The 15405-nt window shown below is 35.8% G+C and carries 12 protein-coding genes; 4 read left to right on the top strand and 8 right to left on the bottom strand.

The genetic code is table 11. The annotated features are described in order from the left end of the window. A partial coding sequence (locus H5T45_05795; protein ID MBC7129225.1) for a hypothetical protein occupies positions 1 to 2303 on the bottom strand: 2303 nt, incomplete at its 3' end. Between the two features lie 107 nt (positions 2304 to 2410). Here H5T45_05795 and H5T45_05790 point away from each other — a divergent pair. Beyond that, positions 2411 to 3844, top strand: coding sequence for a glycosyl hydrolase 53 family protein (locus tag H5T45_05790; GenBank protein MBC7129224.1), 1434 nt, complete (start codon positions 2411 to 2413; stop codon positions 3842 to 3844). On the opposite strand, the gene H5T45_05785 is transcribed toward H5T45_05790, so the two are convergent. The 4 genes from H5T45_05785 to H5T45_05770 are packed head-to-tail and all read right to left on the bottom strand — an operon-like array spanning position 3798 to position 7091. Further along, entirely contained in the window at positions 3798 to 4970 is a 1173-nt protein-coding gene (locus H5T45_05785; protein ID MBC7129223.1) for an NAD(P)/FAD-dependent oxidoreductase, read from the bottom strand. The two genes, H5T45_05790 and H5T45_05785, sit on opposite strands and share 47 nt — an antisense overlap. Next, complete coding sequence (locus tag H5T45_05780; GenBank protein ID MBC7129222.1) at positions 4967 to 5128, bottom strand: 4Fe-4S binding protein; 162 nt, start codon at positions 5126 to 5128, stop codon at positions 4967 to 4969. The genes H5T45_05785 and H5T45_05780 overlap by 4 nt, the downstream gene beginning before the upstream one ends. After that, positions 5112 to 6608, bottom strand: coding sequence for a radical SAM protein (locus H5T45_05775; GenBank protein MBC7129221.1), 1497 nt, complete (start codon positions 6606 to 6608; stop codon positions 5112 to 5114). The genes H5T45_05780 and H5T45_05775 overlap by 17 nt, the downstream gene beginning before the upstream one ends. Then, positions 6609 to 7091: a ferritin gene (locus H5T45_05770; protein MBC7129220.1), complete on the bottom strand. Its 483-nt coding sequence runs from the start codon at positions 7089 to 7091 to the stop codon at positions 6609 to 6611. It abuts the gene before it with no gap. 659 nt (positions 7092 to 7750) lie between these two features. On the opposite strand from H5T45_05770, the gene H5T45_05765 reads away from it, so the two are divergent. Both H5T45_05765 and H5T45_05760 read left to right on the top strand, forming a co-directional pair. Continuing rightward, positions 7751 to 9001, top strand: coding sequence for an adenosylhomocysteinase (locus H5T45_05765; protein MBC7129219.1), 1251 nt, complete (start codon positions 7751 to 7753; stop codon positions 8999 to 9001). Then, the gene (locus H5T45_05760) at positions 8998 to 9711 is read left to right on the top strand and encodes an NAD-dependent deacylase (GenBank protein MBC7129218.1); all 714 of its coding nucleotides are present in this window, start codon (positions 8998 to 9000) and stop codon (positions 9709 to 9711) included. Before H5T45_05765 ends, H5T45_05760 begins: the two co-directional genes overlap by 4 nt. On the opposite strand, the gene H5T45_05755 is transcribed toward H5T45_05760, so the two are convergent. Then, positions 9695 to 10225: a DNA replication complex GINS family protein gene (locus tag H5T45_05755; GenBank protein ID MBC7129217.1), complete on the bottom strand. Its 531-nt coding sequence runs from the start codon at positions 10223 to 10225 to the stop codon at positions 9695 to 9697. The two genes, H5T45_05760 and H5T45_05755, sit on opposite strands and share 17 nt — an antisense overlap. A 44-nt stretch (positions 10226 to 10269) precedes the next feature. On the opposite strand from H5T45_05755, the gene H5T45_05750 reads away from it, so the two are divergent. Next, a complete protein-coding gene (locus H5T45_05750) occupies positions 10270 to 13506 on the top strand; it encodes a hypothetical protein (protein MBC7129216.1) in 3237 nt (1078 codons plus the stop codon). On the opposite strand, the gene priS is transcribed toward H5T45_05750, so the two are convergent. After that, positions 13499 to 14620, bottom strand: a complete 1122-nt coding sequence (gene priS, locus H5T45_05745; GenBank protein MBC7129215.1) for a DNA primase catalytic subunit PriS — start codon at positions 14618 to 14620, stop codon at positions 13499 to 13501. The two genes, H5T45_05750 and priS, sit on opposite strands and share 8 nt — an antisense overlap. Further along, positions 14617 to 15405: hypothetical protein (locus H5T45_05740; GenBank protein MBC7129214.1), on the bottom strand; the 789-nt coding region annotated here is incomplete at its 5' end. The genes priS and H5T45_05740, both read right to left, overlap by 4 nt.

The following is a 15405-nucleotide window of genomic DNA, read 5'->3' as shown; positions in this document are numbered from 1 at the left end:
GGCAATGGCTCATGATGACCAAGAAAATCATAGGCGACTGTATAGAATTGATAATAGCCAGAGCCATCTGGAGCAGTAAAGCTCCATTGCCATGGCTCGCTGTTTAATGTTCCCAAGCTTATCCATTCGCCAAATGTTGAGTTATATCTTGAAAATCTGTAATATAGAGTAATGTTTGCTATACCAACAGCACAATCTGGTAAATCATTGGCTGTTGCTGTTATAGTAAGTGGATTTGTTTCATTTACAATCTGGCAATATGGAATAATTTCATCAACATCAGCAACTGGTGGGCTATTATCAACATATACTGTTTGATTATGATAAGCAGTATTTCCTAAATCATCTATTGCTGTTATGTTAATCCAGTGCTCACATTCTTCCTCTATACAGAATGGGCCAATGTGAGCCCATACTCCAGAAACTTCTGTTGTGTAGTTGTGTATTATTAATCCATTTGTCGCATTGTATATATATACTGTTAAATTTACAGAGCTGGTGCCATTATCAGTTGCATTCACCCATACTTGCGTGCTAAAGGTTATAAATTTTCCTGCAAAATCTACATATTGGGGAGAACCTATTGTTTTGTTTATCTCAGGTGGGGTGCTATCGAGTATTACCTGTTGAATATTCAGCGGGTAATCACTATTCCCGCCATCATCTACGCTATAATATTCAATGTTGTATCTTCCATCTATTCCACTAAGAGTGAATGGTGTTGTATATAAAGAAAAGCTCGGCGGGGATTGCCCTTCAGGATAATAACGATAGTAAGTAGCATTAACTCCGCTATCATCTGTTGAAGAGAGTGTCATCTGTGTTTCCCCGCTGACATACATATCACTTCCGATAGTGATATTTGGTGAGCCAATGGAAAGCGTTGTTTGCGGGGGTTTATCAGGCAACCCACCCAAAAAAAGAGTAGGGTCGCCAAATAGGTTGATGTAAAGCCATCTCCTTGCATGGTCCCAATTACTATCAATATTATGGCTGCCGTTGATTACCTTATCGCTCACTGATTTCCAAACATCTCCCAGAACACGATATCCATCATTTGCAAATGATTGGAAAAAGTATTGCATAACAGGAGAACCCATGACACCGCTCGCTTCAGCCGTAGAACCTACAAAGGCCACAGCTCCATTATCTGAAGAAAAATCCCAGTATTCGGGCATACAGCTAATATCAGTTGTTGCATTTTGAAGAGGGCTTGGAGTTGCTGGCTCCGTCCAGTTGGCTATAGGGCAAGGATAATAGCTCGCATCATAGGTAGTTCCATAATCTCTATATGTCCCATTTACATCAATGTAAGGATCAGCCGCAGCAATCGGCCCCACTTTTGCTGTGCTACAGCCAAAACTGTAAACAACTGTGAGTTTATCCTCATTGGACAATCCAGACATATCTGTTCTCACATCATACACTCCCCAGCTATATTCATTACCATGACTTATAACATTCATAAATCCCGCCCCCGCATTAAGGTAAAAATTTATATTATTTGGATTTGGATAATAAGAGCTATTTGAAGGATTAGAATGATAGAGTTTAATTGGTGTAAAGCCAGCAGTGCTCATAGTAGTTGCAATCTGATCATTTTGTGTTTCATCCCATGTGCTATTAGCATTGGGATATATCCACCCACCTGTGCCAGTGACAAGCAATATGTTTTTGAACCAAGAATCATTATAATAAACCTCCTTTTCATAGCGGATAGTTTTATTTACATATCGCTCCACCTCCTCTTCACTGCTTGCTGGTATTCTCCCAACAACTACATCAAATGAATAATTAATTCCATCAACATTGTCATAATCTCCATCATCGTCATCATCTATAATTTCACCAAAAATTTCATTTCCATTGCTGTTCCAGCTACAAAAGTCTCCAGTATCATTATATAAATCAGCATAATAGTGGTCTGTCAAATAGTATTGCAGCCAATTTACATGTGTGGCATTCATTCTCTTCAGATAAAAATATCTCATTGGGATTATATCTACATCACCCACAAGTAAAACATAACTGATATTATGGTTTGCCTCATAATCAGCTATACATTTTTTTATTTGCTCTGCTTCATCAGCACCTGCATAGTTACTATATATATCTTCGAGGGTGACGATGACTGTTTGCCTACCAGTTGCATCTTTAAACTCTTTTAATGGTTCAATCTCATTTTCAAATATTTCTGGTGTTATTATAAGCAGGTCAAAATCATCATCTGGGTTTGCCAGCGATATTGGCGCAAATAGGTTACACAACACCACAGCAAAAACCAAAATTAGTATTTTTTTCATTATATTCACCAAATTTTTAGGATATCAGAATATTTTGCAATATAAATAATTTTTCAAATTTGGTTGTAAAAGTAGCATGTTTTATATATAAGGTAAGAATTATATTTATGAATAAATTTGTTGTTATTTTATTGCTCGCCTTTTTGCTTGTTTCCAATACTAACAGTTTAACCTTCGATAAAAGAAACTTTTTGATGGGAATTGTTGCTACTCCTAAAAATTATCCAAATTTTACAATCGATGACCTGGAAGAAGCATATAATATTACTTCAGATGTTTGCGAGCTTGTAAATTTATGGCTTTCTGTTTCCTGGTGGGAAGAGGAGGAAAAATTAAATTCTTTTTCAACAAAAGCGTTGATTGATTTAATTTATGAAGAAAAACTAACTCCAGTTTTCCACACAAATTTCTGGAGCTTGAAATATGTTGAAGGATATGGAATAGCCCCCACACTTGATGTGCCTCCAGATATGCCAGCAAATACAACATTAGGAAGCAATGAATTTCGCCAGAAATGGATAAATCATTTAATAAATATAAGCAAAAATTACAAACCAGCATTTTATAGCATAGGAAATGAAGTGGATTTATTCTATAACTACGAGCCAAATCGTCCAGATTTTGATAATTATGTTTCGCTTGTTGAGGAATCATATGATGCGATAAAAAGTGTCTCACCACATACAAAAGTAATGGTTGTATTTAAAATAGAAAACCTTATTGACAAAAATACATGGTTCTTAATAGATAAATTTGATAAAAATAAAATTGATTTAATAGCATTCACAACCTATCCTTATTTAATGGGATATACCTCTCCTTATGATATTCCGTTAAATTATTATGATGAAATAATAAAGCATACTGGAGAAAAGAAAGTAGCATTTACTGAAATAGGATGGAGCAGTTCTTCAATTATTGAAGGCAATGAAATAAAGCAAGCGGAATTTTTATCCTGGTTTTTGTCAGCTATAGAAGACATACCAGTTAATATGATATGCTGGCTTTTCCTTCATGATTTGGCAGAAGAAGGAAAGGAGAAAAACGCAAATGAATTGATCGGGCTAAGAAAAAATAATGGTGAGCCAAAGGAAATCTGGCAAAACTGGAAGAATTTGCACGATATTGGATATGAAAACAATCCTCCTTCCCCTCCTACTAAACCATCTGGAAGTATCGAAGGAAAAATAAATGTAAAATATATTTATTCAACATTCTCTACAGATATGGATAATGATTGCCTCTTCTATCTTTTTGATTGGGGGGATGGAAGTAAGGAATGGCTCGGCCCTTTTAAGCAAGGTGAAGTTATAAATGCAACCCACGAATGGGAAAAAGTTGGAAGCTATATAATAAAAGTTAAGGCAAGAGATTTATATGAAGAAAGTGAATGGAGTGAAAATCTTATTGTAACCATGCCATTCTATTTTTTAAATATAATAAAAATAGGCAATTATCTTGAAATTTTTGGTAAAAATATTTTTATTTTCAGAACTACATTAGATACTTCTTTGCAAGCAAAAGTAAGGAAGGCTTCTTAACCAATTTTTTAAGGAAGAAGCTCATTTTTGCCTGGGTTAGCTGGAAAATATCTTCACCTTGCAAAATATCTGCAAGAGTTTCAAAATCCTTATCTTCAAGCTTTTCAAGAAAATATCTTAGTTTCATAAGTTTCTCCGTTTTCTCCCCATATTCTTCATCCCATCTTTTTTCATATTCCTTCAGCATTTCCTTGCTCAAATCATTCCTATTGAATGCCTTTTCTGCAACCTCGCTGGCAATTATTGAAGAATGTATAGCCCTTACTATGCCCCCGCCATGTATTGGATTTACAAGCTGGGCGGCGTCGCCAACAAGCATCACTCCATCTGATACCATGTCTGTAAAATGGGCAACGGGCACGCCCCCTGCGTTCATTTCAACTGGATGAGCTTTTTCAAATATATCTTTATGCTCGCCAATGAATTTTTTTAGATAATCAATGGCTTTCATTTTTGCCTTCTTTTCAAGAATTCCAAGTCCAACATTTGCAGAAAATTCTTTCGGGAATATCCATGCATAACCACATGGAGCAACATCATTGCCAAAAAAGAGATGAATATATTTTTCATCAACCTTTACATTTGCCATTTCATACTGGAAGCAGGAATGATAGTCGGTGAGCTTATTTATTGAATTAAGCCCTGCCCATCTTCCAACCTTGCTTTCAACTCCATCAGCCCCTATAACAATTTTTGCAATAACTTCAATTTCTCCATCTATTGTTCTTATCCCTGCCTTCCATAGCCCATGCTCTCTTTTCATCTCCATAACTTGTGCCTTTACCATACACATTGCTCCATTTTTTATTGCCTCGCTCGCAAGATATTTTTCAAAAATTTTTCTTTCAAGAATGTATCCTTCCATATCATTTCCTTCCATCACAACATATTTCCCGCTTGGAGAATAAAGAATTGCACCTCTAATCCTGTTTGCAATGCTTTTCTCATTAACTTTTATTCCAAGTTTCTCAAGCCCATGCTTTGTTACTCCTTCAGCGCATCTCTTGAAAATTCCTATTTCCTGTTTTTTTTCAACAAGAAGTGTTTTGAAGCCACGCCTTGCCATTTCCTTTGCGGCGACGCTCCCCGCCGGGCCTGCACCAACAACAAGGCAATCAACTTTCATTTTTCCATCGCCCCAACAGGACAAAATTTTATGCAAACTCCACATTCAATGCATTTATCATTTATCTCTATAATGAATTCATTCAATGTTATTGCATTTACGGGACATGTTCCAACACATCCAGCACAATGAATGCATTTATCATTTACTTTTGGCATGCTTTTCCCTTAAGGGCGTAGAAAATCTTTTTTCAACTTCCTCACGATAAGTGGGGCCACTATTATATGCGCAGAAAGGTATTATCCTTCCATCAGGAGTAACATAATGAATTCCACATCTTATGACTCGCTCAATATCATAGTTATATAAATCCTGAAAATGCATTGCCCCTATATAGAGGCTCTTCCAGTGAAACTTTGCCAGGCTTTTCTTATCCCTTTTTCCAAGAATCTCTTTAATAACATCCTTCAAATTCATCCCCTCCGGCAATTCTTTTTCATCTATATATTTAGTCAATTTCATTGCCTTTATAAGCTTCAATTTTGCAAACCTTGATTTTTTAAAATCTTCTGCAATTTTCCTTGCTTCTTCAAGAAAGCCATCAACATCAACAAATTTATTTATCGGTATTATTTCATTTCCTCTTACAAAAATATATGTTGCAGCCCCGCAGTGAGGATGAATTGTAAATTTTGCCCTCTCCTTCCTATCCAGTGCATTTGCTATATCAAAAAGAGGCAACACGCACGACACACTATACCATGCTTCTCTTGTTATTTTTCCATCTGTATCTTCCTCAATTCTTTTTATTAAATCCGGTATAGTGAAGCGTTGCCTTTCTCTTTCTTTTTCATCTATTCTTCCAGTAAAGGAAACAGGTTGAAAATTTATGCCGCGAACAACATCTATATTTTCTATTGCAAAATTTATTATTTTTATTATCTGATCATCATTAACACCCTTTACAATTGTTGGAACAAGAACAGTGCTAAGCGGCGTTGGTTTCGTATTTCTGCATGCTTCAATTGCTCTCTTTTTAACTTCAAAAAGTTTTCTCCCCCTTGCAGCTTCATACACTCTTTCATCAATCCCATCAAACTGTAAATATACTGTATGCAAGCCCGCATCGAGCATTTTCTGGGCAAAATCTGGCTCCTCAGCAAGCTTAACCCCATTTGTTGCAACCTGAATTTGAACAAATCCAAGCTTCCTTGCATATTTTACCATATCAAGAAATTGGGGATGAATTGTTGGCTCTCCCCCAGAGAACTGCACAGCATATGGCTTTGGCTCATTTTCCATCAGCAGGCGCAACATCGCCACCGCCTGCTTGTATGTGATTTCATAAACATAGCCAGCTGAGTTTGCATTTGCAAAGCATATTGGACATCTCAAATTGCATCTGTTGGTTATATCAATGTTTGCAAGAATTGTAGGCGTGCGGTGCTCATCGCAAAGACCGCAATCAAAAGGACAGCCATCTACTACCGGGTAAAGAGGATTTTTTAATTTTTGCTCAACGGGCCAATATTTATCTGCTTTCTCAAAAAGCTTTGCATCGCTCCAGTAAATATCTTCAAATTTTCCATGCTCACTGCATTCCTTCCTGATCATTACTTTTCCATTTTTTTCATATATCTCTGCATCAATTATTTTTTTGCATACGGGGCAAAGAGATTTTGTATTTTTTAGTAACATTTACTTCATGCTTTTCATATCTTGAAGTAAAATTTCCAAATCATCCTCATGCTCTACTTCATCTTTTAGAATTTCAAGAATCATTTGATATGTAATTACATCCCTGCCCTCAGTAATTTTGAGTAATTTATTATAAACATCTATTGCACACTGCTCTCCTTTTATATTCTGCTTAATTATTTTCTCCCCATTCGGGGAAGGAATTTCATATCCACAGTTTGTAAGAGAATACCATTCCTTCGGGCTCAAAATTGGCTTCTCACCAAGCTGGAGTAACCTGCCTGTTATCATTTCAGCATGCTTTAGCTCATCTTTAGCATGCTCTTCCAGCTCCGCCGAGATAATTTCCCTCATCGCTCCCTCCACAACTTTTGCGCCTGCCCAGTATTGATAGTAGGCAAGCCATTCATCAGCAAGAGCTTTCTTAAGCTCATTCACTATTTTTTTCAAATCCTTAACAATTTCTTTACCTTTTGTTCCCATTTTTATCCCTTTTGTTAAAGATTTTTCAATATTTATTATTTTTGGAAAATGCAGTATTTCCGAAAGTGAAATTTTTAGAAAAAATTAAAGTCCTGGAGCAATATCTCATCTTAATGAGGGATGGGATGCCTTGCTCCAGGACCAATAATAAATCATTAAGGAAGTTAAATAGATTTTCATTCAAGATATAACTCATCTTACAAAGATGAGGAATTGCTGGCTTCTCTTATCTATCTTTCAATTAGAAATAGATATCCAGAAAATAGTATGCCAGATGCTGATACCTTTTATATTAGATTAGGAAAAAAAGAGCATGCAAGAAATAAGGAAAGATAGAGAAATAATAGTTCCTATAGATGAACATGAAATTCCATGGTTTGGAGAGTCAAATGAATATGTTGTAGGAACTGTTTTGTGGCATAAACCATAATTCTTATATTTTCTTGGAGAAATGGGATGAGGAAATCGAAAAAATGAGATACAGGCAGAGCTCTATCATTTCAGATAAGAAGAAGGAAGGAAACCAAATAAGGCAATAGCAGATGATTAGTTGCTGTTAAATGGATAGTGAATGAAATTAACATAATTTACATTAATCAATTGTATCACAGAAAGGAAATGCTAACAATAAAGTTATAAATCAAGAAATCTTTATTTTCATGAAATATAAGGTAAAAGATATAAATTTAGCGAAAGAAGGAGAGAGGATTTTTAAATGGGCTCAGCAGAATATGCCTGTTTTAAAGAGCATAAATGAAGATTTTAGAGAAGAAAAGCCATTAAAAGGAATAAAAATTTCAGCTTGTCTGCATGTTACAAAGGAAACAGCGGTGCTTATAAAAACATTGCAGGAAGGAGGGGCGAAAATCTCGCTATGTGGCTCCAACCCGCTATCAACAAATGATGCAATAGCAGCATATCTTGCAAAAAATGGAATAAATGTTTTTGCATGGCGTGGAAATCACAGCAAATATTACTGGTGCATAGAAAAAGCACTTGAAATTGAACCAAACATAACAATGGATGATGGTGGCGACTTAATAACAACAATACATACAAAAAAAAGAGAGTTTATTAAGAATATTATAGGAGGGACAGAGGAGACAACAACAGGAGTTAAGAGACAAATTGCTATGGAAAAAGAGGGTGTTCTTTCTTATCCAGTTGTTGCAGTAAATGAATCATTTACAAAATATTTATTTGACAATAGATATGGAACTGGACAGAGCACAATAGATGGAATTTTAAGAACAACCTCCCTCCTGCTTGCGGGCAAAAAATTTGTTGTTGCTGGCTATGGGTGGTGCGGGCGCGGGCTGGCGATGCGCGCGCGAGGGATGGGGGCAAGAGTTATTGTTTGCGAGGTGGATGAAATTAAGGCGCTCGAAGCAGTTATGGATGGATTTGAGGTTATGCAGATGGGAGAGGCTGCTAAAATAGGCGACATATTTGTAACTGTAACTGGAAATAAGCATGTGATTGGGGGACATGAGATTAAAAAAATGAAGGACGGGGCAATTCTTGCAAATTCCGGGCATTTTGACAATGAGATAGATGTTGAATGGCTTGAAGAAGAAAAAGTTAAAAAGGAGGAAATAAGGGAAAATTTAGTTGCATATCATCTTAAAAATGGAAAAAAAATTTACCTTCTTGCCGAGGGAAGGCTTGTAAATCTTGCAGGAGCTGAGGGGCATCCTCCAGAAGTTATGGATATGTCTTTTGCAAATCAGGCAATGGCTGTTAAATGGCTTGTTGAAAATAAGGGAAAACTGGAGAATAAGGTTTATAGGCTCACAGAAGAAATTGACCGTGAAGTGGCAAGAAGAAAGCTTAAAACAATGGGAATAAAGATAGACAGGCTCACAGAAGAGCAGAAAAAATATATGGCGGGATGGAAGGAAGGCACATGAAAGAAGTTGCAAAAGAAATCAAAAATTCGAAATTCTGCATAGCCCTTACAGGAGCTGGAATATCAACTGAATCAGGAATACCAGATTTCAGAGGGAAAAATGGGATATGGAGTAAATATGATATAAATGAATATGGAACAATAGAAAGTTTTGTTAAAAATCCATCAAAGATATGGAAATTTTTTGAAGAAATGATAGATGGATTTAAAAATGCAGAACCAAATATTGCACATATTGCACTTGCCGATATGGAGAAGAAAGGGATAGTAAAGGCGATAATAACCCAGAATGTTGATAACCTGCACGCAAAAGCGGGAAGCAAAAATATTATTGAATTCCATGGAAATTTTTCAAGATTGAAATGCATTAAATGCGGAAGAAAATTTGATATGGAAGAGGAAATGAGAATTTGCGGGTGCGGCGGGCTGGTGAAGCCAGATATGATAATGTTCGGTGAGGAAATTCCTAAAGATGCAATAGAAAAATCTTTTGAACTTGCTGAAAAATGCGATTTAATTCTTGTAATTGGAACAAGCTGTTCTGTTTATCCCGCTGCCTATATCCCAGTTATTGCAAAAAGAAATGGGGCAAAGATTGTTGAAATAAATGTTGAAGACACTGAAATAACTCATTTAGCAGATTATGTGTTGCGGGGCAAATGCAGCGAAATTATTTCAAAAATTCTTGAAGAAATCAAAAATTTGCATTGATTTCTTCTCCAGCATCCCTCTCAATTATTAATTTTGCCAAATTATATGGCAAACATACAACATCTTCCTTATTCAGCAAATATTTTTTCATATCATTTCCAACAAATTGAGGAATTTCTTTTTTTATCCTTAAAATGGCAAAATCCTTCTTTCTCTCAAAAATTTTTTTTCTATAAGCATTTATAACATTTAAAAGTTCTTCATAAAAAATTTTTTCTTCATTTGTCATATTCTCAGGCATTTCCTTTCCAGTTCTTGCGGAATGAAGGGCAAAACTTATGATTTTCCTTTCCCTTCTTTCAAATATGCTCTGCAGCAATCTTTTTGTATTTCTTAACTCATCAGATAAAATCATTATTTTATGGGAAGGACTTTCCTTTTCTTTTTCTATTCTACTTTCTATTTCTTCCATGTAGCTAATTGCCTGAGAATAAAAATCCATATCAACTTTTGTTAATGATGAGGTATTTCTTTCCATTTCATCTATATTTCTTAACTTTTCATAGGTGAGCATAATTGTAAGTAAAATCCTTATATATTAATTATTCATTTATCTTCATGAAACATGCAATCGTTCCTGTTATAATCTCTATAATGGTTGTAATGCCGGTTTTTGCCCAAGAAAAAAGCATATATGCAGGTTTTGATGGAATAAGTTGGAATAAGGTTGTTCCGATTAAAAAAGCAACTTTTGTTAAATTTGATGAGAAAAACTTTTTAGATGATTTTGCATATCTTGCTTCCATACCAGCGAGTGTTTTTTATGATAAAGAAACAGATAAAATTTATTCATATCCATTGCTGTTCTATCAGGATTATGACAAGGAAAAATATCTCAATGCCAGACAAGGACTGGACTATTTCATGGAGGACTGGATAAAATACTGCGGAAAATTGGATGATATTAGTTATATAAATGTTGAACAGGAGCCATGGAAGGGAGAAAATGTATCCCATATAAATAGCGATGATATATATGATATATCAAGCAAAATAGCGCTTCATGAATGGAGTTACAGCAATGATGTGGTTCTTGCAATAGTTGGAGAATATGTATATGAAAGCAATAAAACAAGTGAGCAGATAAGCGGAAAATTCTCACCAAAAGAAATAAAAGAAATAACTGTTGAAGGGATAAAGCAGGATAGCCTTGCCCCTCAATATAATAGCTTTTATGTTCCAGAAGGATATAAGTATTTGGAGGCAAACCTTTGGTGGCCCTGCGCCAGCTGGCTGCCGAATTTTATGGCGATTGCCACGCTGGGGTTGCTTCAGGGAGGAGTGACACTTCCTTCTGCTGACCCCGATTTGCAGTTGTATTGCAATTATGAAGGCGAGCTCATGGAGGTGGCTGCTTCTGAAACCTGGAATGTTATGTGGGGGCCCTATGAGGAGACCTCTACATATATATATTCAAGCGGGATGTGGAAGGCAGCAATAACAGATATACCAACAAAGAAAATTTTAAGAGATGCATATGGAACATTTTTCCAGAGATTGGTTGCAACAATTACTGGAAAGGTTCCTTATTATGTTGAAATTGTTCTTTATCCTGGCTGCGAAGTTGAATTGATTGAAGCGCCCTTCATGGCAAGAAACATAACTTTTGAGCTGAGTGGAAATACAAGGCTTGGATTGATAATAGTTGATGAAAATAATGTGCCAATTGCATATTCTTCTTCAAATGATACAAAACAAACCTTAAAAGTAGACCAGCTTGGAGAAGGAAAATATAAGGCAATTATTGTGCAGATGAACGAAACAGATAAGGAAATAAGCTATACACTAAAATATTCATGGGAAAACAAAATGAGTAAAGATACAGCAAGCTATATGGCTAACGCTGCAGAAGGAGCAATACTTGCCTCGCTATTAAATGCTCCATTGCTGTATACAAAAGCAAATGAATTGCCTTCATGCGTTTTAGATGCGATTAAAAAGCTCGGTGCAAAAAATATATATCTTATAAATACTGCTAACGAGATTGCTGGAATAAAAACAAGCCTCAGGTTTGCAAGCATTCAGGAATTCAACAACTTGGAAAGTATTTATAACGAGATAAAAAATAGAACAAAATCAGATGATATAGTGATTTCCACTCTTGACCCATGGACATATATGGCAACAGATGAATTGAAGCCAAGCGGAGAGATGCAAGGTGCTCTTTTCATAGGACCAGCAAGCTATGCGGCGGCGCACCATGGATGCCCTCTATTAATTACTGATATGCATGAAGAGCTCTCAATGGCGGTTGTATGGCATAATGAATGGTGGAAGAAGCATGCTATAAGGGATGAGGAGCCAAATGTTGCTGCAATGTATTTAACAGCAAAGCAGGCATATGATTTCTTTGGCAAAATTGGATTTGATAAGCCAGGAAAGATAGAATATATGCTAACTGTTGCGGATCAATTTGATATAGGAACACCATGGGACAGGGCATTTGTTGGAGCTGCTTATCCTGGAAGAATATTTGGCTCACCTGTTGATGCAAGTTATTGGATATGCAGAAGTGCCTTTTATCCAGCGGTTATATTTGCAAATCCTGCTTTAAACAGCGATGGAATCATGCTGATAAATGGAAGTGAGAGCAGGAGAAAAGCAAATGGATTGCTTGAAATAATAAAGCCAAGCCAAGAAGAAAAATTTGTTTATCCTGTTTTAAATTCATGGATTACATATGCTCATCGCTTCAATGAGAGAGCAAGCCAATTCTGGGGATTTACATACACTTGTGCAAGCGGAATAACCCCGTATTATGAACCATCCAACCACCCAATAGATAATGATGTTCTTGCAAAGTATGGAAAATATGGCTCATACTGGCCAGATTTAACCGAAAGTGAGGTTGTTCCATTTTATTTAGAAAAAGCAGGATATAGCGTTGCATATACAACAAATTTCTCGGCAACAATGGAAAATCTTAATCGCGGAGTAATAATGTGGCTCGAATGCACACATGGATGGCACGGAGACGGCGGCGCAATCTCTTTCTGGAATCCTTATGGAATGCCTGGCTTTGCTGGAATAAATATATCCCTGCCAACAATAGAGGAAAATCCATGGAGGGGATATGAAATTTATTTACCTGGCTACTTGGATGGCTCAACTGAGGAGCCTGATGTTTTAAGCCAGAGTAAGCTCTTTGGAATTGATATTGTTCCTGCAAAAATAAGCGATACGCCAATATTAAAAAATACATTTTTTGGCAGAAAAGCGGGTTATGATGGAAATATTATAACTGTTATTTTTGGAAGATTGAGAACGACTGATTATACTGGATATGATATTGATAATGCTCTTAAAAATATTCATTCATGTGGCTTTAACGCTGGCTCCTGCCTGATTTCAAATACTTACCTGCATTTAACCCTCGTCAGGCATGGCTCTGTATTTCAGGTTATTGACCCATGGGAAACATCCTGGTATTCTGCTTTTGCTGTTGAAATGTTTTCAAGAGATATCGCTCTTGGAAAAACAGTTGGTGAGGCATTTTCAGATAGCATACTTCATACTGGAATAGGATATTTAACAAAGCAGTGGTGGTGGGATATAAAGGAGAATTTGTGCTATTTTGGAGATCCAAAATTGAAGGTATGGTCTCCACAATACAAATGGGAAAAGCCACAGAGTTTCGAAGGCGAAAATATCGATGGACACTTCCTATTTGGAGCAAAGGGGTACCCAAATGAAATATTTGAAGGGAAATATGGAATCTATGTATTGATATTTATGGTAATAGTTGTCATAGCTGGAGCTATTTATGCAAGAGAAAAAATGAAGAAAATTAAATAGTTGCAAATCCTCTTGCAATTAAAAAAACAGCAAGATATTCTGGCAGTTTTTCCTTCCCTTCCTTAAGCTCAAAGCTATTTTCCATCATTCTTATACTTAAAGGCTTAACAACATTTACTTCTATTTCCTCGCTTCCAAAAACAACCGCATCGCATAGCGGATTGAAATCATCTATTGAACTAACTTTCGCAACCATGAGCCCGCTCTTCCCATGAAGGGAGCCAGGAAGGCGTATTAACCTTTTTATATCAGAAGTAACTGGCTCATCCGCCCCGCTTTGCAATGAAATAAATATTTTTTCCATTAGGGGTTTGATTATTTTTTTAAATGATGTTGCCTGGTCAATTTTTCCTTCTTCTATCCTTTTAATTCTTTCATCAGTGAGTAAATCATATAGCTCTTCCGCAACCTTTCTGCTTTTCCCTATTTCAATTAATGCATTTATTGCCTCTTCTTTCTCTTTTGCCTTTATCTCTTTAAAAAAATTTACTAATGCATGAGCAAATCTTTTTTTCCATCCTGGCTTTATATCAATTTCAATTGTTTTATCCTGAAATTTTCCTTTTGGAATAATCCTCTCCTTTAAAACATTTTCAATTATTAAGCCTCTTCCAGTAACATAATCAACAATTTCCCTTCTTTCCTGACTGCCAAGAGATAAAATTCTGCTATTTTTTACATGAAAATGGTATCCCCTGCTACCACTGAAATAAATTTCTATTTCATTTTCAGAGAAACCAAAATCATCTGTAAGAAAAGATAAAAGCTTACTTGCTTCTTTTTTTACTTCTTCCAGAGATTGCTCATAGCTCATCTGACTTGCATTTGGAAGATGGTCTGCATCTAAATCAAAAATAAGGTCTGCACCCATCCATTTTTTCTCATCCATTCTTTCCGCTGAAGGATGCAAATAGTAAGCAGAGGAATAGTAAGCATGGGCTGGAACTTCATTTTTCAAATATTCAAGGATTTTTTCTTTCGATGCAAATGCGAGGTGGCGGCGCATTTCCCCGTCAAAAGGAATGAAGGCATATTCCCTCCTATCAATTCTATTTGGAAAAATTATTTTCGGGTGCAAATAATATGAGAAAAATTTTCTTTTCAAAAAATTCATTTTTTCCTCCTGTAATACATAAATGGATGAAATACCCCCCTGCATTTTTCATCTGGAAAGCAGAAGCCCCATGTCCTTATGGTAGAGCATTTGGGGGCAACATAAACTGTACTTGATATTTTTCCTGTTATATGATGTATCTGATATAAAGCTTTTTCTTCATTGAAATCTGGAGATTTTGAGAAAAGTGCAAGTATTTCTTTTTCATCCATTCCAATTTCATTTAAAAATGCAACAAGGGTAAATCTTGCAACATGAGGAACATTTTTTCCAGAGTTTATTGAAGAGATTACGCTTGATATGCAGGGAGGAAAATCTGATATATTTTTCTCTTTCTTGAATTCTTTTTTGAAGGATATTTTATTTTTGAGCGAGTTAATTTCATCACCGAAAATTTTCTTTACTTCAGGAGGAGCAAGCATATAGGATAGCTCATGATAAATTTTTTTACTTATTGCTTCCTGCAAAATCCTTGCAATTTCATGCTTATTCAACTTTAAATAACCATTGCTTAATTCCCTATTAACAAGCTTCCATTTTGCATCCCATGTTGGAGCGTATCTTAAGTAATCTGAAAAATGTATTTTTCCATCCGCCTGCTCTATTTTAAATTCTTTTAAAATTTCAAATATTGTTTCCTCATTTTCTTCCCTCATTTTTTCATATGCCCCTTTTGCTTCAGCAAGAGCATATCTTCGCAAAACATAATCATTTTCGAAAGCAACAGCGATCATTCTTGCGATTGCATATGAATAAATTTCCATTTCAAAATCTACTTCATTTAC

Source organism: Thermoplasmatales archaeon (genome assembly GCA_014361245.1).
Classification (GTDB): Archaea; Thermoplasmatota; E2; order UBA202; family JdFR-43; genus JACIWB01.
Note: the sequence above shows the minus strand (reverse complement) of the source record. Positions and strands in the feature narration are given on the sequence as shown.

What these genes read in the sequence shown, in the direction of transcription:
- H5T45_05770 (MBC7129220.1), bottom strand. Translation starts at nt 7,091, where the DNA reads ATGGGAACAAAAGGTAAAGAAATTGTTAAGGATTTGAAAAAAATAGTG.
- H5T45_05790 (MBC7129224.1), top strand. Translation starts at nt 2,411, where the DNA reads ATGAATAAATTTGTTGTTATTTTATTGCTCGCCTTTTTGCTTGTTTCC.
- H5T45_05755 (MBC7129217.1), bottom strand. Translation starts at nt 10,225, where the DNA reads ATGCTCACCTATGAAAAGTTAAGAAATATAGATGAAATGGAAAGAAAT.
- priS (MBC7129215.1), bottom strand. Translation starts at nt 14,620, where the DNA reads ATGAATTTTTTGAAAAGAAAATTTTTCTCATATTATTTGCACCCGAAA.
- H5T45_05785 (MBC7129223.1), bottom strand. Translation starts at nt 4,970, where the DNA reads ATGAAAGTTGATTGCCTTGTTGTTGGTGCAGGCCCGGCGGGGAGCGTC.
- H5T45_05780 (MBC7129222.1), bottom strand. Translation starts at nt 5,128, where the DNA reads ATGCCAAAAGTAAATGATAAATGCATTCATTGTGCTGGATGTGTTGGA.
- H5T45_05765 (MBC7129219.1), top strand. Translation starts at nt 7,751, where the DNA reads ATGAAATATAAGGTAAAAGATATAAATTTAGCGAAAGAAGGAGAGAGG.
- H5T45_05775 (MBC7129221.1), bottom strand. Translation starts at nt 6,608, where the DNA reads ATGTTACTAAAAAATACAAAATCTCTTTGCCCCGTATGCAAAAAAATA.
- H5T45_05750 (MBC7129216.1), top strand. Translation starts at nt 10,270, where the DNA reads ATGAAACATGCAATCGTTCCTGTTATAATCTCTATAATGGTTGTAATG.
- H5T45_05760 (MBC7129218.1), top strand. Translation starts at nt 8,998, where the DNA reads ATGAAAGAAGTTGCAAAAGAAATCAAAAATTCGAAATTCTGCATAGCC.